Here is a 17,844-nt window from a genome sequence, read left to right as displayed (position 1 = left end):
AATATTTCCAAAAAATCAATGAACATCTGGAACTCGTTTTAAGCGGCAACATTGAGGGGGCGGACGAACATAACCGCGATGGGTGGAGAAATATAAAGAACGCATTCCGGTGTTGGTTGAGGGGCATCAACTATCGCAATAGAAGAGGCGCTCTATAGCCAACCGCCATCCGTTCTTGCTAAAATAGTAGCAAACGATGAGACGGTGGGAGATGGAGATCGATGCGCTTTGTCGAACGGGTGCGGCTGTATGCCGATAAGCTCCTCTTTTACAATTCAACGCCAACGATAACGACGGCGGCGTCCCAATGGAACAAGCCGTTTTCGGGCGTTTTTCGCGCGAATCTCAACGAGGAGCCGCTTGACTCGCTCGCGGCGGACGAATGCGGGACGTTTGCCGTCGAGGTGAAGCCGAATGAAGTGCAAACGGTGCTCGTTGTCGACTAGGAACGAAAAAGATCATGACAGAAGCTGGGGCTGATCGCCACCAGCTTCTTTTTTAAAACAAGAATGTGAATATCTCCCCTGTTTTGTAACACAGCTGTAACAATTGTTAAACGAAATGGTCCAAAAAAGAGGCTGTCAACTCCCTTTTTCCTAGAAAAATGTGGGTGGCTAGGATAATAGAGGGGAAAAAGGAAGGGCAGTTAGTGAAAGGATGCCGCTTCCAATCGTTGCAACTGCCGTGATGGGCAGCCAACTGGCAATGAAAACAAGCGCTTGTTTTTCCGGGTGTTGCCAGCCTGCGTTTTTTCCATTTTAGCCCAAAAATATTACAAAAAACCCGTGTTATAATGAGGGCGAAGGCAAGGGAACAACGAAACCGTTCCTCTTCGAATCTCATCGTGTAGGCATGACTGACGGACGCAATATCTCTGAAACTTTCAAATAGAGGATACAAGGAGGAATTCCGATGAAGAAAAAAATGGTAGCAACAATCGCAGCTTCGGTCGCACTCGCCGGCGCTTCGTTCGCGGCAACGAAAACGGAAGCAGCTGGGACGACGTGTCCGACAGCGAATGCGTATCAAGTAAAATATGTCAGCACAAACGTTCAAGATTTTGAGAAATGGCTGCAACAATACTTCCCGTTCGTGTCGTTCCAACCCGTAAAACCGGCAACACAACAACCGGCGGCAAAACAGCCAACGACAAAACCGCAGGCGCCGGCAACGGTCAAACAGCCAGCGACGAAACCGGCTGCGAATACGCCAGCACCGGCGAAAACGCCAGCGACGGCCCCAACAGCAGCACCGCAAAAAGCAACTGGCTTAAACGCCTATGAGCAACAAGTCGTTGAACTGACGAATAAAGAGCGGGCAAAATACGGCTTGCCGCCGCTTCAAGTTGACTTGGCCCTCAGCAAAGTCGCACGCGAAAAATCGCGCGATATGGCCGTGAACCGCTACTTCTCGCACAACAGCCCGACGTACGGTTCTCCATTTGAGATGATGAAAAAATTCGGCATCTCGTACACGGCTGCCGGGGAAAACATCGCCAAAGGCCAACGCACACCACAGGAAGTCGTCAATGCGTGGATGAACAGTGAAGGCCACCGCGCGAACATTTTGAACAAAAACTTTACGCACATCGGCGTTGGTTTTGAAGAAAATGGATATATTTGGACGCAGCAATTCATCCGCAAGTAAGAGACAAAAGAAATGCAAGTCGAGGGTGTCCCAAAAGGATCGGGACACTTTTTTTTATTATGTATATAGGCATGAAACAATATGTTGTGTTTGGTTTAAGGAAAAACACCCTTTTGGGTCAGCCCTTTTTTATTTGAAAAATATTTCTCCGATCCCCTATAAAACATTGGCAGGATGGACGATTGACGGCGCGTGCGCCTTTAGTTGGCTCATTGCCGAAAACGGTCTGTTGGTCGCACTATGCACGGTGGCTGTGACGCGTTGGATGTCTCGCTACTCGGAGCGGCAGGCGTTTGTCGGTTCATCCGTCTTATACGGCATCTCGATGTGGCTGTTTAGTCAAACGTCTTCGCTGCTCGGATTGATCGCGGTCATGGCGCTGTTTACGCTGGCTGAGTTGATGACAGCTGGCTTGCAGCAGTCGTTCATTTCCCGCTTGGCTCCGGAGGCGATGCGCGGCCAATATTTTGCCGCCGCCAGTCTCCGTTTTACGATTGGGCGGATGTTGGCGCCGCTGTCGCTCGCCGCGGCGGAATGGATCGGCTATGCATGGACGTTTGTTGCCCTTGGGATGCTGGCGCTAGGAAGCGCGGCCTTATACGCCTGGATGTTTCAACAAGTCGGGCGGCGAATGGAGCGACCGAACGCTTCGTTTTCGCGATAATGGGCGGTGCAAACGGCTATCCGTTTTTCGCTCAGGCGGGTATAATAAAAAGCGCACCGTTGTTCGTGTAACATATATTCCCTGTCTCTGACATAAAGTGGAACTAGACAGCGAGAAGGAGAGGGGAAGCGCTCATGAAACCGCGCGTGTTCGAACCGGATGCCATTGAGGGGGAAACGGGAAGCCGCGGCGGTCAGAACGGCGCCGCGGCGTTGGCGCGCAGCGAAAAGAGGCAGCAGGCGCGCGTTTTGTCTCGGGAAAAGAGGAGAAAAAAGCAATACCGTCTCATCGGCTGGCTGCTTGTCGCCATCGTCGTTCTGTGGGGGGCGAGCACGCTTCTTTGGAGCGGGTATGGGGCGTTGAAGACGGCCGCGAGCCGAGAAATGGCCATTATGCGTTTAAAAGATGCGATCGAAGACCGCGATGTGGCCGCTTTGCAGGCGATGCTGCGGGTGACGGAGGAAAGCGTGCCGATCAACGAGAAAACGTTGGCGCCGTTGTTCGCGTATGTGGAACGGCACCCAGAAGCGTATAAACAGCTAGATCGGGAGTTTGCCCGCCAGCGCAAGAGCGGCCACGTGTATATTAAAGGATTGACATCTTACCCGCCGGTGTTTACGATTCATGTGTTTGAGGACCGGTATGTGTTTGAGCCAGCCCTCTATTTTCTCCATGTGCGCGTCGATGATCCGAAGGCGTCGCTTGTCGTCAATGGGGTGAAAACGGAAGAGGAGGCGACGAAAGACCCATTTGTCAAAAAAATCGGCCCGTATTTGCCGGGCGCGTACGCTGTGACCATCGTCCATTCGAACGGGAAAAAGAAAACCACCCGCGTCGAGCTGTTTGGCGGCGCTCGTGTCCATGAAGTCGACATCACGAAATGAACGAATAAGCAAATACCGCTTCCACGACGGCGGTAATGACAACATCTTGCGTCTGCACAGGTGGCGCTGATGAGGGAACGCTGAGAACAGCCGGACCGTATGGCGTCGGCCGGATCGATGACTGTTCTTTCAGTTCAATCGGCGTGTCATAAAGAGGCAAGCTGAGAGCGCGGGCGATGGCCAGCGCTTTTTCTTTGGCGTTTTTCACGGCCAACGCCAATGCCTGTTGGTAATAGGCTTGTTCGTTTGCTAGACGGAATTCCAAGCCGCGGGCGAGGTTTGCTCCATGGGCAACGGCCGCCTCGTAAATGGCGCCGGCTTTTTTAGGGTCGCGGACGGTGATTTCAAGCCAATGTTCGACTCCATAGCTGGATAATACGTCGGCTCCATTGTGATGTTCGTATTGGGGATAGATGGAAAACGCCGTCGTCTCCAAATCTTCTGTTTGCACGCCAAGCGCCTTGAGTGCTCCAATGACTGCGTCGGTGCGTTTCGCGTTGTCAGCAAGCGCTTCTTGAATATGGACGTGTTCGGTGCGCACCCCGAGCGCAATGAGGACGGTGTCTGGCTTGGCGATGACTGTCCCTTGGCCGGTGACGGTCAGTGCGGCGCGGGAGGCGGTTGGCGGTGTGGGGCGGTGCCAAGGCTGCATCGTGTTCCCTCCTCCTGCTGTTAGGCAGTTTTTTTGTCATCATCCGCCGCCTGCCAATAGTAGACGCGCGGCAGTCCGGCATAGCACCAATATTCTTTCAACAGCGAGATCGCGACAAAGGAGACAAGCTGCCAATTCATCGCTTTCATCCCGATTCCCCTTTCGATGGCCCTGTTACTATAGCCTATTCGAAACGGCCATTGTCCTATGCGCGCCGTCCAGTTGGCGATGAAACTTCTTTGGGCGCTTGTACGTATCATGGAATGGACATGCTATAATGAAAGAAAAGATAAAGAAGGAGAGGGACAATGAAGCAGCTGCTTCGTACGATATGGCGTTGGTTTGTCGCATGGAACGCAGGGGTCATCGTCGCGGTGATCGTATTCATCACTGCTGATTTTCGCTTTTGGCCTTCGATTTTATCCGGAATGGGGGCGATGTGGGGGGTGTCCGCCATCATGAAAAGGCGGCATCATCGCCTGCCGGCTGATGTGTCCGCTGAGGAGCTTGTCTACGTTCGCAGCCAGCTTGGCGAAGCGCGCGCGTTATGGAAGCGGCTGCGTCGCGCTCGCTATCGGCTTCGTTCTGTGGTGATGTGGCAAACGGTTTCCCGGTTGAGTGCCATCGTCGATCGAATCATTCGCGCCATCGAGCAACAACCACATCAACTGCGCCTCGCCCAGCCATTTTTCTTAAACGAATGGCCGACGGCGGTGGAGATGGTGGAGAAATACGTTTATTTGGCGCAGCAGCCGGTGCAAAGCGCTGATATGGCAAAAGCGTTGCAGGAGACGGAAAGAGTGCTTGACGAGCTGACTTCAGCGGCTGAACGGCAGTTGCTTGAGGTGTTATCGAACGACATCTGGTCGCTGCAAACGGAAGCGAAATGGCTCGAGCGATCGCTCCGACAATCGGATGGGCTTCGTCTGCCGCTGTCAAAGAAAGGAGAATGACGATGGACGAACGGAATCACGGGATGGAATCGACGGATTGGCTGCAAGGGCTGGAACGGACAAGTTCCCTTGATGAGCTGCTTGCAAAGCCGTTTTCTTCGCCGGCCGAATCGCGGCTCAAGGAGGAAGAAAAGCCGGCGCGCGCGCTTGATGCGTTGAAGCCTGAGCATCGGGAAAAAGCGCTTGCGCTCGCCAAACAAATCGACCCGGCCAACCATCAGGCCGTCTTGCAATACGGTGTGGCGGCGCAAGCCGAGCTGTCGAAGTTTTCTCATGCGATTTTGCATCATGTGCAAACGAAAGACGCTGGGCCGGTCGGCGAAGTGATCAGCGAACTGATGGCCAAAATTAAGGAGGTCAACCCCGATGACCTAATGCCGGCGAAAAAAGGGTGGCTGTCCCGCTTGTTCGGCGCAGTGGCCAAGCCGTTGCAAGAGATGGTGGCGAAATACCAAAAAATCGGCGTTGAAATTGACAAAATCGCTGATCGGCTTGAGAAGCACCGGCATTTGTTGCTTCGCGACATCATGATGCTTGAGACGCTCTATGAAAAAAACAAAGACTATTTTGAAGCGCTCAATATTTATATTGCGGCAGCGGAATACAAACTCGAAGAGCTGCGGACGAAGACGATTCCAGAAAAGCAAGCGGAAGCGGAGCGCTCCGGCGACCAAATGGCATGGCAGGATGTACAGGATTTGCGGCAGTTTGCCGAGCGGCTTGAGAAGCGGGTGCATGACCTAAAGCTCAGCCGGCAAGTGACGATTCAAACGGCACCGCAAATCCGCATGATTCAGCATATGAACGAAACGCTTGTCGAGCGGATTCAATCGTCGATTTTGCATGCCATCCCCCTTTGGAAAAATCAAGTCGTGATTGCCTTGACGCTGTTTCGGCAGCAAAGGGCGGCTGCGGCGCAAAAGCAGGTCGCCGAAACGACGAATGAGCTGTTATTGCGCAATTCGGAGATGTTAAAAACAAACAGCATCGAAATCGCCAAGGAAAACGAGCGTGGCTTGGTTGATATCGAAACGTTGAAGCGAACACAAGAAAATTTGATCGCTACGCTCGAAGAAACGTTGAAAATCCAAGCGGAAGGCCGCTTAAAACGGCAGCAGGCCGAACGCGAGCTGGCGGCGATGGAAGCGGAATTGAAACAGACGCTGCTTGCGCTGAAGCGACCGGAGCAATAAGGGCGGATAGGAGATCGTCCTGTTTCGGCTTGCGGCCAAACGTCCGATGGATCCGCCCATGGCTGTAGAAGAAAGCGCCGAAAAACCAAAGATCCTCATGCGAAACGGGTGTCTAGCGAACGAGAAGACACCCGTTTTTTCGTTCGCCATATGTGTTATGATTTCCCAATTGAAGCTCCCCCACTTCCCTTTTGTACAGGGCGCAACCCAAAACGAAGTGGAGATGCAGCCATTGAATGTTCCAAACAAAGGTGGAGTCATTCACGTTGAAGCCCTGTTTGGAAGGAAGGAGAAGCGGCTGGCGTCTCAGACTGCAGCCGCCAACATTTGTTCCTCCTTCATAGGATGGGGGGATGGGGAGGCTCTTGATGATGCTGTTCATCCTCTTGTTCCGCTCGTTCACGATCGTTGCCGTCCGGGCGGGCGGCGCGGACATCAAACTCTTCTGCCGCCTCCGTTTGCCATTGGCGGCCGATGAGCGGGGCGTCTTTTTCACCGTGCTCGACAGTGACAAATCGCAGCACATAGGCGTGAAACAGCAATTCTCCGAACGCTGTAAGCAGAGCAGAGAAAAACGCCGCGTTTAATATGGCGGCGCCGGCGATGTCATAAAACGCACCGATGCCGATCCATACCGCCACAAACACAAGTCCAAAGTCGGCAATCGTCGCTGAGACGTTGCCAAGGCGCCGCAGAACGTACAAGTCGCCGAGCGCATAGGCGACAAGCGTCAGCCAAAGGCTGAACCATAAAATCTCTGCCGATGAAATGCGCAAAAACAGCGGTAAAATGGCAAACATCACCGTGGCGGTCAGCAAATATTTCAGCACTAACGCAAGCAAATGTCTCATTGGGATTCGCCGCCTTTATTCTGCTGGATGGTTTGGACCTTCTAGTTTTTTATCGCCGCATCCCGGCTGTTTTTCCCTGTCTTTGTCCGGTTGCTGCTTTTTTTGTTGCTGTTCAACGCTGTCGTTTCGTGTTGGCTTTCTCATCGGGGCTATCATCCTCTCTTGATCGTTGTTTATTCGTTAGTTTGCCACGTTTGCCTTTCTATATGCATTCATCATCCATAAACTTCCTCTGTTCATTTTTCGCTCTTGTTTTCACACTAATCACGAAACAGCATTCATGTAGGAGGATGGTGGATGACGAAAAAGAAACGGCCCGTTGCGATTGCGGGGCAGCAATACGATCCGGCAGATGGCGGGGACGAGTCGTTTGTGTATGAGGCGCTCTCTGAGACGCGCGAACAGGTAAGCGATGTGTATGCAGAAGGAACGATTGAGGCGGCAGTGAATCAAGAAAATGGTTCGAACATCCCCCTTTCGCAGTAGTAAGAAACGTCAAGGAGCTGTTCCTTGGCGTTTTGGTTTATGTTTGTGAAACGGGAGGGGAAAAAGGAAAGAAAAACAGTTCGTACTTTCCCCCATCGTCGTCTATACTAGTAGTGCGCACGGCGATTCACCGATATAAGGGGGATGATCATCGTGAGATGGCAGCGGGCTTTATTGGCGTTGCTCAAAGAGCGGAAAGACCATTCCATCGCGTTGGCGATCGACACATCAAACCGTCCGGAGCGGCCAATGCTCATTCAAAACATTGTGAAGCTGTTTGAAAAGCTGCGTCCGGATACGCTGCTCGTCCAAGCGGATTTTAAAATTCGCGATGTCTCTCCGGTTGGCGTGGCGACGATTAAATATTTCAAGCACGGGAAATCGTCGTACACCGAAGTGTTGGAATGGGCCGCTGCGCAAAAAATCGATACGTTGTTTTACGTCACCGATGTAACCGGCTATTTTTATGAAGAACTCGAAGTCGACTATGAAGTGTTTTGGCTTGTGCCGGACGATTATATGCCGCGCGTGCCGTTTGGCAAGCCCATTCGTGTGGCGTAACACTGTGAGGAATGCCCCTCGTGATGAGGGGCATTCTTTTTTGTTAAGAAATTTAACAAACTTTTTGTGTTTGAAACCGATTACAACCAAAAATACGCGTTGCTTTTGGTTGGTTTATGTTATATATTATGACATATAAAAGGGATGATAAATGACAAAAGGGGGATGCGTAAAATGGATGAAAAAACGTTGACGCTTGGGCTGGATGCACTCTGGGTCATGCTTTCGGCGGTGCTCGTCATCGGCATGCAGGCAGGGTTTGCTTTGCTTGAGGCCGGATCAACGCGCATGAAAAACTCCGGGCATGTGGCTGGCAAACAAATTTTAAGCTTTGCCATCGCCTCATTGGCGTTTTGGGCGTTCGGCTTTGCGATTACGTTTGGGGCTGGGAATAGCTTCATCGGGACGGAAGGATGGTTTTTAAAAGAAGGAAAAGGAACGTTTGACTCGTTGTCGTGGGCGAATGTGCCGCTCGAGCTCAAATTTTTATTCCAGCTCGGCTTTGCCGGCGTGTCGCTGGCCATCGCTTGGGGCGGCTTCGCTGAGCGGGCGAAACTGTCTGTTTATTTTCTTTTCGGCACGATTTTTACGATCGCCATTTACCCGGTGATCGGCCATTGGGTGTGGGGCGGCGGCTGGCTTGGAAAAATAGGAATGCAAGATTTCGCCGGTTCGACCGTTGTTCACTTGCAAGGAGCGATTGCGGCGCTCGTGGCTACAATTTTGCTTGGGCCGCGCATCGGCAAGTTCAATAAAGATAAGACTCCAAACGTCATTCCTGGGCATAACCAAGTATATACGGTCATTGGCGGATTGATTTTATGGATCGGCTGGTTCGGCTTTAACGCTGGCAGCACGATGGCGGTTGGCGACGGATTTTTCGGCTATGTCGCGCTGACGACGAATTTGGCCGCCGCGGCGGGAGCGATCGCCGCGATTGTGACGGCGAAAATTTTGGTCGGCAAAGCGGACATTCCAGCGATGGTCAACGGCGTGCTCGCGGCTTTGGTTGCCATTACCGCCGCGTGCGCGTTCGTCGAACCGTGGGCGGCGGTTGTGATCGGTGCAGTGGCGGGGTCGTTTACGTTCTGGACATCCATCTACTTTGAACGCAAAGGGATTGACGATCCGATTTATGCTTTTTCCGTCCATGGTGTCGCTGGCATTATTGGCACGATTTCAACCGGGTTTTTCGCCTCGCCGCGTTTAGTCGAGATCACGGGCATCGGGAAGGCTGGACTGTTTTACGGCGGCGGATTTGATCAGCTGATTGTGCAAACGGTCGGGGTGCTCGGCGCTGCGGTGTATGTCGCTGCTGTTTCGTTTGTCATCTTATATGCCCTGAAGAAAACGATCGGGCTGCGTGTCACGGCGGAACAAGAAATTTCAGGTCTTGATATTAGCGAGCACGGTTCTTATGGCTATCCGGAACAGCTCGATCCGGCGTATCAGCCCAAGACCCTCGCCCAGCAGTAGCCAGGAGGGGAAAGGTGATGGAATCGTTGGCGGCAAAGGTGGTCGAGCGGCTAAACCGAGCCGAGTCGGCCGCCGAACTTCGTTTTTGCCACGATGAACTGGCGCGCGAACTGCGGCGCTGTTTGACGCTTGAACAAATGGAGCAGCTTGCAAGCGACGTCGTTTGTGTGCATGAAGCCATCCTTCGCCGCGCGTTCTTCCTTGCGGAGCGGGAGACGATGAAACGGTCGGTCGGCATTCGTCCCCCGGCGTGGTGCTGGTATGTGATGGGAAGCATCGGCCGGTGTGAGCCGACGATTTGGACGGACCAGGACCACGGCATTTTATTCAACTGTCCTGAGGAAGAGGAGGCGGCTTGTTATGAATTCATTCGCCATATGGCGGCGGTTGGGGTGGACATGTTGCATGAGGCCGGCTATCCGTACTGCTCCGGTTACGTGATGGCGACGAACAAGCGGTGGGCGCAGTCGGTCCGCGGTTGGGAGCAACAACTTTCTTCCTATTTAGACAGCGGGTGGCCGAACGACATTCGTTTTTTGTTGATTGCAATGGATATGCGGCCTCTTTATGGGGAAGCAGAATTGGCTGAGAAGGCAAGAAAGGCGCTGTTTGCGGCGGTGGCCAAACGGCCGCCGCTGTTGGCGCGCATGGGCGAGCACGTTCAATTTCCTCCGGTTCCGCTCGGTTGGCTGGGCAACGTGCAAACGGAGCGATGGGGGCCGTACAGCGGGGCCGTTCATATGAAACAAAGCGGCTACGTGCAACTCACTAACGCTCTGAAATGGTTGGCCTGTTTTGCGCACGTCCCGACGGCGGGCACAGCCGAGCGGCGGCGGGCGCTTGAAGCGAATGGCGTATTGACGGCGCCGCTTTCCGACGCCGTTTGCGAGGCGCTTTCTGTTTACTATTCGATTCGCCTTAAGTACAGCACTGAGGCGGGGGACGGACGTGAATATGTGTTATGGCGGGCGCTTGAGCGGACGGAACAAAAGCAGCTGAAACAAGCGATGCGCACCGCAAAACGGTTGCAGCGCTTTGTCGCCCGGCGGGTGGCTAACATTCATGCATGAGCGGCACCGGTTTTGGCAACGGGCGCTCCGCTTGTTGTCGCTCGGCGTTCCGCGCGAGGCATCATCCGCCTTATTTGGGCATGACCATTCGCTGCAACAGGAAACATGGCTTCGCTCGCTGCAAAAGGAAAAACAGCACATCATCGATTGGCATGACCGTTTGACTGACATCCCGTTTGTCATCATCGATATGGAAACGACCGGCTTTTCCCCGGAGCAAGGCGATGAAATTTTGGCCATGGCGGCAGCGAAAACGGTTGGAGGAGTCGTGACGGATGCGTACATGACGCTCGTCAAGCCGGAAAAGCCGATTCCGGAACATATTTCCGCCTTGACCGGGATTGAGGCGAAGGATGTGGTGTTCGCTCCGCCGCTTGCCGAGGCGCTGCGCACGTTTGTGCCGTTTATTGCCGCCGGCGTCTTAATTGGCTATCATATCGGCCATGATTTGGCGTTTTTGCGCCATGCCCTTTGGCGCCATTATCGGCAAAAATGGAGCGGACGTTTTGTCGACTTGCAGCCGATGATGACGCTGATCGGCCATTCGTGCCCGACGTTTGACGATGCGTTAGCTTGTTATGGCATCCGTTGCCCGCGCCGCCATACGGCGGATGGCGACGTCGAAGCGATGGCGAAGCTATGGGCGATCTTGCTTGATGAATTCCGCCAGCGCGGCATCGAAACATTGCATGACTTGTACGCCGCGCTCAGCCGGTGTTGATGTTGCCTGTGCGAAGCCTTTGTGAACTCTCCTTGAGAGGAGCGAAATCCAGTTTCAGCAGCCTTGTTTCTGTTGATCGAAAAGCAGTGGGCGCTCGGTGGGGCAAACGGGGGACTGGCTGCAATGAAAAAAGCGCCGGATTTGGCGCTTTTTTTCGTTCGTATTAGAGCGGCTTTGTCGGCGTCGGTTCGGCGTAGCCTTCTTTATATTTTTCATCGATCATATGCCGAATGTCTTTGATCGATTTCCCTTGATCGTAAGCGGCGATCGATTCAGCGGCGATGTCGAGGCAGACGCCGCATTTGGTCGCATGATCATCCCAGACGACCGAGCCGTCTTGTTTATTTTCATAGACAAAGCAGTCATAATTGTTCTTATGGCCAGCTGATTGCCCGCAGCCGCAATAGCAAGGGATATTCTCAAGCAGCTCGCGGTGTTCGGCCGCCTGCTGGTACAAGACCGCCATCTCTTCTTCAAACGCGCTCAAAAAGTTTGGCAAATGCTCGATCGATTTTGTTGTTTCGCGAATATCGCCAGTAGCTGTTTTCGTTATATGCGAATGGCTTTGTTCTTGGCTGTTGCCATCTGCGCAGCCTGACAGAAGAACGCTAAACGACAACATACATGCCGCCATCCATACTGGACGTCTCAAATTTCTTCTTCCTTTCTTTTTGGTCGTTTCCTGGCTCGGTTATTGACAGTTTGAGTGTATCATACTTTGTCTTGGGCGGCAACCATCTTGTAGCTAGGCGCGCTGCGCTCACCATTCCGGCGTGAACTACCCCCACTTAATTTTCTAGCGAAAATTTGAAGTGGGGGCTTCCAAAGAAGTTTGACTGCTTCAAGCAATCCTTATTCTTTGAGGCGTGTCCACTTCGCCGCTAGAGCATAAGACACTCAGGTCTACAGCTTTACTTTTCTTTAAGATGTTTAATGCGCCATTGACATCCTGTTTACGAGTGGTGCCTTTGATTTTTTGCTTATCTTTTATGCTTTGAAGTCTGGCATTTTCTTTGTTAAACCATTGATTTATACTTTTTCATCTCCGCCCATCAATGATGAATGATCTGCCGTCTGATGTAACACAAGTGGCAAAATTGTTTAATCCTAGATCAATTGCCAGTGCTTTTTGGTCATTTAATTCTCTTTGATCTTCAGGCATTTCATATTTGTACTGAATCTCAAAGAACCTGGCATGATGCTTAGGAATGATTTCAATCTGCTTAATCTTTTTGTCCAGTAACACAGGCGGAATCGTTATCGTGATAGGCTTGTGAGTCTTTTTAAATAGGCGAGAATACGGTATCGTGAATTTGTTGCCGTCTATACGAATCTGGCCAATGATCAGTGAATGAAAGCCATCTTTTTTAAGATATTTTGGAATACTGATAGCCTTGTGGTCATATTTTCCTTGTTTGGCAAGACTGATCAAACCAAAGAAAGATTTAAAGGCTTCATTGACCTTTTTTAAAATTTGCTGTGCCATGTTGCTGTTTAACAGCTTATAGTTTTCGTTAGTTTTTGCAAGATGATAGTTTTTCTCATAATTAAGAAATTCCTTGTGTTCAAAATAGTATTGTCTGACATTGTACAATCCGACGTTGTACATGTTCTTGGCAATATGGCACAGTTCTCGAAGAGTCAAGTATTCTTCTTTGGTCAAACCATTTAGCTGTTGTTTGATACAAAAATACATTTTTTCACCTCCCATCTAACTATATTATACTATATTTTACTGAATCTATCCTATTTTCAGCAAAATATAGTTAAGGCGATTCATCTCCCACTTACTCCGCTTCGCTTCGTTGAAGTGGGAGTCTTCTCGCCTAATTAAGATAAAAATGGCTGATCAAGGCAGTGCGTTTTCATAAGAAAAAAAGAAGACGATGCAAAGGAAGAAGAGGCTTTGCATCGCCTTTCACTGCATTACTGGCCTTGCAGAAAATATTTTTCAATATCATCCAACATCAAGTGGGCCGCAAGTACTCCGCCAGCCGTGTTCCAAATCGTGTCGCTCACTTTGTACACCTTGCCTTGTTTCGCGACGTTTAAGTTTTGAAAGAGCGGGTCGTTGATCCATTCTTTTTCAAGTTCGCTCGCTTTGCCGTCCCCCGTCTCATATGTAAAGTAGAACAGGATGTCGCCATCCATTGCTGGAATGCGTTCTTTCGTCACGCCGGTTTCCGCAAAGTCGTTTACGTTTTGCGATTCCGGGCGGGCGAAGCCAAGTTGATCCAAAATGACGCCGGAGAACGAGTCTTTATGGTAAATGCGCACGTCGCCGGCCATAAAGCGGACGATCGATACTTTCATCTTCAGCTTATCGCCAAGTTTCGCTTTTAAGTCTTCGATGCGCTTGTCGTATTCAGCGATGACTTGCTTTCCTTTCTCTTCTTTGTTCACGGCTTTCGCATAGAGCATGAAGTTGTCTTTCCAGTTGCCGCGCAGCGTTTCCGCAAACACAGTCGGAGCGATTTGTTTCAGTTGCTCGTAAATTTTTTCATGGCGCATTTTGTTTCCGATGATTAAGTCTGGTTTTAACGCGGCGATCGCTTCCACGTTTGGCTCCGATTCGAGACCGAGCTCTTTGACGCCATCCATTTGGTCTTTAATGTGGTCGTACCACGGATCGCCCGTCCACGATTTGACCGCGCCGACCGGCTTCACGCCTAGCGCGAGCAACGCTTCTGTTCCTTCGTTTGTCAATACAACAACCCGTTTGGGCGTGCCTTTGATTTCGGCCGTGCCCATGGCGTGTTCGACTGCGTAGCTTGCTTCTTTCGATTGATTGCTGTCCTTCGGTTTGGCCGTTTCTTCCTGTTTTCCGCCGCAGCCGGCAAGAAGCAGGAGAGAAAGGATGAAGGCGGAAAGAAGGGTGAGATGTCGTGATTTCACTAGCCAATCCCCCTTGAAGTTTGATAATGAATTTCATTTACGTTGATTATAATAAATAAAATTGAGAATCGTTGTCAACTATATCATAAGAAAATGCGAAAAAAACATTGACGATGAGAGTCATTATCAAATAGACTTGACGATAGAGATATAGAGAATGAAGCAAGGGAGATCTCAGAGATGCTGGTGACAAACCGTCAAAAAATGGTTGGCCTCATCGTTTTGCTAATTGTGCTGCTTGCCGCCATGTGGATGAGCATCGTTTGCGGATATACCGATACGAGTTGGCGGCAGGCGGCGCTGTCTTGCTTGATGGAAAAGAGATTGCCAAGCAGCCGACCAAGGAAATCGCCCGCCGTTTGGCCATTTTGCCGCAGTCGCCTGTGGCTCCGGAAGGATTGACGGTCCTTCAGCTCGTCAAGCAAGGGCGTTACCCATATCAAACGTGGCTCAAGCAATGGAGCGACGAAGATGAGCGCGCCGTTGCGCGCGCTTTGTCAGCAACAGGACTGACAGAGCTTGCCGAGCGGCCGGTTGATTCGCTGTCCGGCGGCCAGCGCCAGCGCGCATGGATTGCCATGACGCTGGCGCAAGAAACGGACATCATCTTGCTTGACGAGCCGACCACTTACTTAGATTTGGCGCATCAAATTGATATTTTGGATTTATTGTTCGAACTCAATGCAACAGAACAGCGGACGATCGTCATGGTGCTTCACGATTTAAATTTGGCGTGCCGCTATGCGCATCATCTCGTCGCCATTCGCAACAAAACGGTGTACGCCGAAGGGAAGCCGGAGGATGTCATTTCCCGCCAGCTCGTGAAAGATGTGTTCCAAATGGACTGTCAAATTACGTACGATCCGCTCTTTGGCACTCCGCTTTGCATTCCGTACGGCAAAGGGCGGCGCATCCTACAGAAAGAAGGCGTATCGTGATGAGGTTAAGTGAAGAAGAAGTGAAAGCGTTGGAAACGTACCGTTTTTCGAGCGAAGCTGCTGATGTCTCGTCATCGATGTTGTTGGCCCGGCTGCTGAATGATGACGGGCAGCTCGCGAAGTATGTGGCGCACGTCCGCGCCGAGATGGGGGCGGCAAACGACGCCGTTGCGGCGTCGATGCTTGTCAAACGATTAAGCTTTTTGGCACCGATGGCGCTATACGCCATGTCGGTATGGAACAAGCGGCTTGTGCTCGATCCTGAGCGAATTTGGCTTGATACGGACGGCGAAGGGGAAATGTGGATGCCGCGGTTTCGCTTTGAGCCGCCGGAAGCGGAGGCGTGCGGCATTGAGCGCAGCGGTTGGCGCGAGCAAGTCGTTCGCGACGTGTTCGCCGGCTTGTTCGCTCCGCTCATCGCTCGGTTGCGGCGTCTGACGCGCATATCGCCGCTCGTCTTATGGGAAAATGTCGCGATTTATGTGTACTGGGTATATGAACGTTGGCTTGAGGATGAGTCGCTTGCCCCGGTCGCCGACCGGCTGCGCGATGATTTCCGCTTCCTTATTCATGAAGCCGACGGCCGCCTGTTTGGCCAAAAAGACAATCCGCTCCGTCGCTTTTGGAAAGGCGCGAGCGGCATGCAGCGGACAACGTGCTGCCTATACGTGCAAACCAACGGGGGGACATGCTGCCAAACGTGCCCACTCAAAGCCCGCCAGCGGCAAACCGGATGACCGGGAGGCCGCCGGTGGGCAGTTTCATGTTTTTGACAAAATGTTTGCGAAATTTGTTGATTTTTGCCGGTATTTTCGTGAAAATGGAAGTGTGGACATCGCTTATTTTGGTGAAACGGCGAGGTAGCAATTGCATGGACAAATATACGGCCTTTTTCCATCACTTCACAGAAGCAGTGGTCATCTTGAATTTGCAAGGCGTGATCATTTACAACAATCCGGCTTTTGCCGGCTTGGCGCTGAGTGAAGAAGAACAGAGGACGCTGTCCGTCGAAGGACGGGCGTTGGTTGAACGGGTGAAACAGCGCCCGGCTGCCTTTCGCTGGGAGTTGCTTGACGGCTTATTGGTTGCGGGCGTGTCGCCGATCATCGGTGAAAACGGACAGACGGCCGCCGTCTTATGCGTTTTTCGCCGCCAAGCGGAGGAGAGCGGCCTGCAAGCGCGGCTTGCCGAAGCGGAACGGCGTCTGCAGCTGATTGTTGAGCATTCGAACGATTACGTGTTGATTTTTTCTCCCAATCGTGAGTTGTCATACATTCCGCCGTCATGGAAGCGAAAAACAAACAAGCGTCTTCCAGTGTCATACGAAGAGGTGCTGACATTTGTCCACCCTGATGACGCCCCGGTCGTGGCACAAAAATTGGCTGAGCTGTACGATACATACGAGACGCAATCCGCCGAATTTCGCAAGCAAGGTGAGAAAGGCGAATGGGTTTGGATGGAGGCGCAAGGGAAGGCGATCATCGATGAAGCGGGGACGCTCGATTGCGTCATTGTGACCGTGAAAAACATCAGCGAGCGGAAGCGGTACGAAGAAAAGCTGCGCCAACTTGCCTATTTCGATTCGCTCACGGGCATCGCCAACCGCAGCTATTTCGAGCGGCATATTCATGAGCTGATCGCGAGTCAGACGCCGTTTGCTCTTTGTTATTTGGATTTTGACAAATTCAAATGGATCAACGATCATTTTTCCCATCAAGCCGGCGATTACTTTTTGCGCGAGGCGGTCAAGCGCGTCGAGCGGGCGTTGCGTCCCGGCGACTTTTTTGCCCGCATCGGCGGTGATGAGTTTGTTCTCTTGCTGCCGAACATAACGAAAACAGAGATGACCGCCTTGGCGGAGCGGCTTGTCAGTTCGTTTCACGAGCCGTTTTATTACGAAAAACAGCTCATCCAATCGACCTTATCGATCGGCATCGCTTTTTTCCCGAAAGACAGCGATCGGATCGAGCAAGTGATGAAATATGCCGATCAAGCGTTGTACGAAGTGAAAGAGCGGGGGCGGAACGGCTATGCCTTTTACCGGCCGACCGAGCATCGGCATGCGGTGATCGAGCAAGATTTGCCGTTTGCCATTATGCGCGGGCAGTTGTATTTATGCTATCAGCCGAAAGTGCAACTTGCTAAAGGAAAGGCGATGGGGGTTGAGGCGCTTTTGCGCTGGCGTCATCCGTCGCTCGGTGAAATTCCGCCGCTCGATTTCATTCCGTTGGCGGAGGAAAGCGGGTTTATTTTTGAAATTACATTATGGGTGTTGGAACAGGCGTCCCGTCAAGTGAAAGAGTGGGAAAGAAAATTTCCGGGCCTCAAGCTCGCAGTCAACTTGTCGCCGTTTTTGCTCAATCGTCCGGAGCTCATCGAGCATGTGAAGCGCATTTTGCGGGAGACGGGGCTTTCACCCGATCGGCTCATTTTGGAAGTGACCGAAAGCGGACTGATGGAAAACATCGAAACAGGGCAGCACATTTTAACCGAATTGCAACGTCTCGGTGTGCAGGCGGCGATCGATGACTTTGGAACCGGTTTTTCATCATTGGCTTACATCCGCAATTTGCCAGTGTCGCTGTTGAAAATCGACCGCAGTTTCATTGAAGGCATTGCGGAAAACTCGAAAGATGCCACGATTGTTGATACGATCATTCATTTAGCAAAAAGCCTGGATATTGAAGTATTGGCCGAAGGGGTGGAGAGTGAATCGCAAGTGGCGCTTCTTTCGCAAATGCATTGCGACTATGCACAAGGGTTTTACTTCAGCCGCTCGCTCGAAGCGGAAAAGTTGCAGCAATGGCTTGAGGAGTACAACCGCACGGCTTGCAATGGGCCTTCGTCATAAGT

18 protein-coding genes and 3 pseudogenes are annotated in these 17,844 nt (G+C 51.8%); 14 read left to right on the top strand and 7 right to left on the bottom strand.

What is annotated here, in order from left to right; all coding sequences use genetic code 11:
• Window positions 1-221 precede the first annotated feature (221 nt).
• From CD000_RS08005 to CD000_RS07990, 4 genes and pseudogenes are all read left to right on the top strand, one after another.
• A complete protein-coding gene (locus tag CD000_RS08005) occupies window positions 222-446 on the top strand; it encodes a glycoside hydrolase (RefSeq protein ID WP_096225396.1) in 225 nt (74 codons plus the stop codon).
• A gap of 466 nt (window positions 447-912) precedes the next feature.
• Window positions 913-1,647 carry a CAP domain-containing protein gene (locus CD000_RS08000; RefSeq protein WP_096225395.1) on the top strand — a complete coding sequence of 245 codons (735 nt, stop codon included), beginning with the start codon at window positions 913-915 and terminating at the stop codon, window positions 1,645-1,647.
• 160 nt (window positions 1,648-1,807) lie between these two features.
• A pseudogene (locus CD000_RS07995) lies at window positions 1,808-2,311 on the top strand (MFS transporter); the annotation flags it as partial.
• Window positions 2,312-2,445: 134 nt separating this feature from the next.
• Window positions 2,446-3,195 (top strand): zinc ribbon domain-containing protein, encoded by a 750-nt coding sequence (locus CD000_RS07990; protein ID WP_096225394.1) that lies wholly within the window; start codon window positions 2,446-2,448, stop codon window positions 3,193-3,195.
• On the opposite strand, the gene CD000_RS07985 is transcribed toward CD000_RS07990, so the two are convergent.
• Both CD000_RS07985 and CD000_RS19400 read right to left on the bottom strand, forming a co-directional pair.
• Window positions 3,185-3,847 (bottom strand): SIMPL domain-containing protein, encoded by a 663-nt coding sequence (locus CD000_RS07985; protein WP_014195621.1) that lies wholly within the window; start codon window positions 3,845-3,847, stop codon window positions 3,185-3,187. The genes CD000_RS07990 and CD000_RS07985 overlap by 11 nt on opposite strands.
• A 20-nt stretch (window positions 3,848-3,867) precedes the next feature.
• Window positions 3,868-3,996, bottom strand: coding sequence for a hypothetical protein (locus CD000_RS19400; RefSeq protein WP_020279162.1), 129 nt, complete (start codon window positions 3,994-3,996; stop codon window positions 3,868-3,870).
• 159 nt (window positions 3,997-4,155) lie between these two features.
• On the opposite strand from CD000_RS19400, the gene CD000_RS07980 reads away from it, so the two are divergent.
• Together CD000_RS07980 and CD000_RS07975 are read left to right on the top strand one after the other, a co-directional pair.
• Window positions 4,156-4,800 carry a 5-bromo-4-chloroindolyl phosphate hydrolysis family protein gene (locus tag CD000_RS07980; RefSeq protein WP_096225393.1) on the top strand — a complete coding sequence of 215 codons (645 nt, stop codon included), beginning with the start codon at window positions 4,156-4,158 and terminating at the stop codon, window positions 4,798-4,800.
• A 2-nt stretch (window positions 4,801-4,802) separates the two neighbouring features.
• Complete coding sequence (locus tag CD000_RS07975; RefSeq protein WP_014195623.1) at window positions 4,803-5,993, top strand: toxic anion resistance protein; 1,191 nt, start codon at window positions 4,803-4,805, stop codon at window positions 5,991-5,993.
• A 338-nt stretch (window positions 5,994-6,331) separates the two neighbouring features.
• On the opposite strand, the gene CD000_RS07970 is transcribed toward CD000_RS07975, so the two are convergent.
• The gene (locus CD000_RS07970; RefSeq protein ID WP_013145584.1) at window positions 6,332-6,844 is read right to left on the bottom strand and encodes a YndM family protein; all 513 of its coding nucleotides are present in this window, start codon (window positions 6,842-6,844) and stop codon (window positions 6,332-6,334) included.
• Between the two features lie 15 nt (window positions 6,845-6,859).
• Window positions 6,860-6,988 carry a hypothetical protein gene (locus CD000_RS19395; protein ID WP_014195625.1) on the bottom strand — a complete coding sequence of 43 codons (129 nt, stop codon included), beginning with the start codon at window positions 6,986-6,988 and terminating at the stop codon, window positions 6,860-6,862.
• Between the two features lie 153 nt (window positions 6,989-7,141).
• On the opposite strand from CD000_RS19395, the gene CD000_RS07965 reads away from it, so the two are divergent.
• From CD000_RS07965 to CD000_RS07945, 5 genes are all read left to right on the top strand, one after another.
• Entirely contained in the window at window positions 7,142-7,330 is a 189-nt protein-coding gene (locus CD000_RS07965; protein ID WP_014195626.1) for a YozQ family protein, read from the top strand.
• A 153-nt stretch (window positions 7,331-7,483) separates the two neighbouring features.
• Window positions 7,484-7,891, top strand: coding sequence for a VWA-like domain-containing protein (locus CD000_RS07960; protein WP_096226260.1), 408 nt, complete (start codon window positions 7,484-7,486; stop codon window positions 7,889-7,891).
• Between the two features lie 174 nt (window positions 7,892-8,065).
• Window positions 8,066-9,367 carry an ammonium transporter gene (locus CD000_RS07955; RefSeq protein ID WP_096225392.1) on the top strand — a complete coding sequence of 434 codons (1,302 nt, stop codon included), beginning with the start codon at window positions 8,066-8,068 and terminating at the stop codon, window positions 9,365-9,367.
• Between the two features lie 17 nt (window positions 9,368-9,384).
• On the top strand, window positions 9,385-10,437 hold the full coding sequence (locus tag CD000_RS07950) for a DUF294 nucleotidyltransferase-like domain-containing protein (protein ID WP_096225391.1): 1,053 nt from the start codon (window positions 9,385-9,387) through the stop codon (window positions 10,435-10,437).
• Window positions 10,430-11,158, top strand: coding sequence for a 3'-5' exonuclease (locus CD000_RS07945; RefSeq protein WP_014195630.1), 729 nt, complete (start codon window positions 10,430-10,432; stop codon window positions 11,156-11,158). Before CD000_RS07950 ends, CD000_RS07945 begins: the two co-directional genes overlap by 8 nt.
• 163 nt (window positions 11,159-11,321) lie before the next feature.
• Here CD000_RS07945 and CD000_RS07940 read toward each other — a convergent pair whose 3' ends face one another.
• The 3 genes and pseudogenes from CD000_RS07940 to CD000_RS07930 form a co-directional block, all read right to left on the bottom strand.
• On the bottom strand, window positions 11,322-11,792 hold the full coding sequence (locus tag CD000_RS07940; RefSeq protein WP_369806595.1) for a PCYCGC motif-containing (lipo)protein: 471 nt from the start codon (window positions 11,790-11,792) through the stop codon (window positions 11,322-11,324).
• Between the two features lie 207 nt (window positions 11,793-11,999).
• Window positions 12,000-12,854 (bottom strand): annotated as a pseudogene (locus tag CD000_RS07935) (RNA-guided endonuclease InsQ/TnpB family protein).
• Between the two features lie 230 nt (window positions 12,855-13,084).
• Window positions 13,085-14,053 (bottom strand): ABC transporter substrate-binding protein, encoded by a 969-nt coding sequence (locus tag CD000_RS07930; protein WP_096225389.1) that lies wholly within the window; start codon window positions 14,051-14,053, stop codon window positions 13,085-13,087.
• Between the two features lie 293 nt (window positions 14,054-14,346).
• Here CD000_RS07930 and CD000_RS07920 point away from each other — a divergent pair.
• From CD000_RS07920 to CD000_RS07910, 3 genes and pseudogenes are all read left to right on the top strand, one after another.
• Window positions 14,347-14,991 (top strand): annotated as a pseudogene (locus CD000_RS07920) (ABC transporter ATP-binding protein); the annotation flags it as partial.
• Window positions 14,991-15,728: an IucA/IucC family C-terminal-domain containing protein gene (locus CD000_RS07915; protein WP_096225388.1), complete on the top strand. Its 738-nt coding sequence runs from the start codon at window positions 14,991-14,993 to the stop codon at window positions 15,726-15,728. The pseudogene CD000_RS07920 and the gene CD000_RS07915, both read left to right, overlap by 1 nt.
• Window positions 15,729-15,862: 134 nt before the next feature.
• Window positions 15,863-17,842: a putative bifunctional diguanylate cyclase/phosphodiesterase gene (locus CD000_RS07910; protein ID WP_096226259.1), complete on the top strand. Its 1,980-nt coding sequence runs from the start codon at window positions 15,863-15,865 to the stop codon at window positions 17,840-17,842.
• Window positions 17,843-17,844 lie beyond the last annotated feature (2 nt).

This window comes from Geobacillus sp. FJAT-46040, assembly GCF_002335725.1.
GTDB classification, from domain to species: Bacteria; Bacillota; Bacilli; order Bacillales; family Anoxybacillaceae; genus Geobacillus; species Geobacillus thermoleovorans.
The sequence above is the reverse complement of the archived record's forward strand: the minus strand, read 5'-3'. Positions and strand labels throughout refer to the sequence as shown.

Coding starts and splice junctions, on each gene's coding strand:
- CD000_RS07910 (WP_096226259.1), top strand. CDS start 15,863: ATGGACAAATATACGGCCTTTTTCCATCACTTCACAGAAGCAGTGGTC.
- CD000_RS07965 (WP_014195626.1), top strand. CDS start 7,142: ATGACGAAAAAGAAACGGCCCGTTGCGATTGCGGGGCAGCAATACGAT.
- CD000_RS19400 (WP_020279162.1), bottom strand. CDS start 3,996: ATGAAAGCGATGAATTGGCAGCTTGTCTCCTTTGTCGCGATCTCGCTG.
- CD000_RS07970 (WP_013145584.1), bottom strand. CDS start 6,844: ATGAGACATTTGCTTGCGTTAGTGCTGAAATATTTGCTGACCGCCACG.
- CD000_RS07955 (WP_096225392.1), top strand. CDS start 8,066: ATGGATGAAAAAACGTTGACGCTTGGGCTGGATGCACTCTGGGTCATG.
- CD000_RS07950 (WP_096225391.1), top strand. CDS start 9,385: ATGGAATCGTTGGCGGCAAAGGTGGTCGAGCGGCTAAACCGAGCCGAG.
- CD000_RS07945 (WP_014195630.1), top strand. CDS start 10,430: ATGCATGAGCGGCACCGGTTTTGGCAACGGGCGCTCCGCTTGTTGTCG.
- CD000_RS07975 (WP_014195623.1), top strand. CDS start 4,803: ATGGACGAACGGAATCACGGGATGGAATCGACGGATTGGCTGCAAGGG.
- CD000_RS07980 (WP_096225393.1), top strand. CDS start 4,156: ATGAAGCAGCTGCTTCGTACGATATGGCGTTGGTTTGTCGCATGGAAC.
- CD000_RS07940 (WP_369806595.1), bottom strand. CDS start 11,792: ATGGCGGCATGTATGTTGTCGTTTAGCGTTCTTCTGTCAGGCTGCGCA.
- CD000_RS07915 (WP_096225388.1), top strand. CDS start 14,991: ATGAGGTTAAGTGAAGAAGAAGTGAAAGCGTTGGAAACGTACCGTTTT.
- CD000_RS19395 (WP_014195625.1), bottom strand. CDS start 6,988: ATGAGAAAGCCAACACGAAACGACAGCGTTGAACAGCAACAAAAAAAG.
- CD000_RS08000 (WP_096225395.1), top strand. CDS start 913: ATGAAGAAAAAAATGGTAGCAACAATCGCAGCTTCGGTCGCACTCGCC.
- CD000_RS07985 (WP_014195621.1), bottom strand. CDS start 3,847: ATGCAGCCTTGGCACCGCCCCACACCGCCAACCGCCTCCCGCGCCGCA.
- CD000_RS07990 (WP_096225394.1), top strand. CDS start 2,446: ATGAAACCGCGCGTGTTCGAACCGGATGCCATTGAGGGGGAAACGGGA.
- CD000_RS08005 (WP_096225396.1), top strand. CDS start 222: ATGCGCTTTGTCGAACGGGTGCGGCTGTATGCCGATAAGCTCCTCTTT.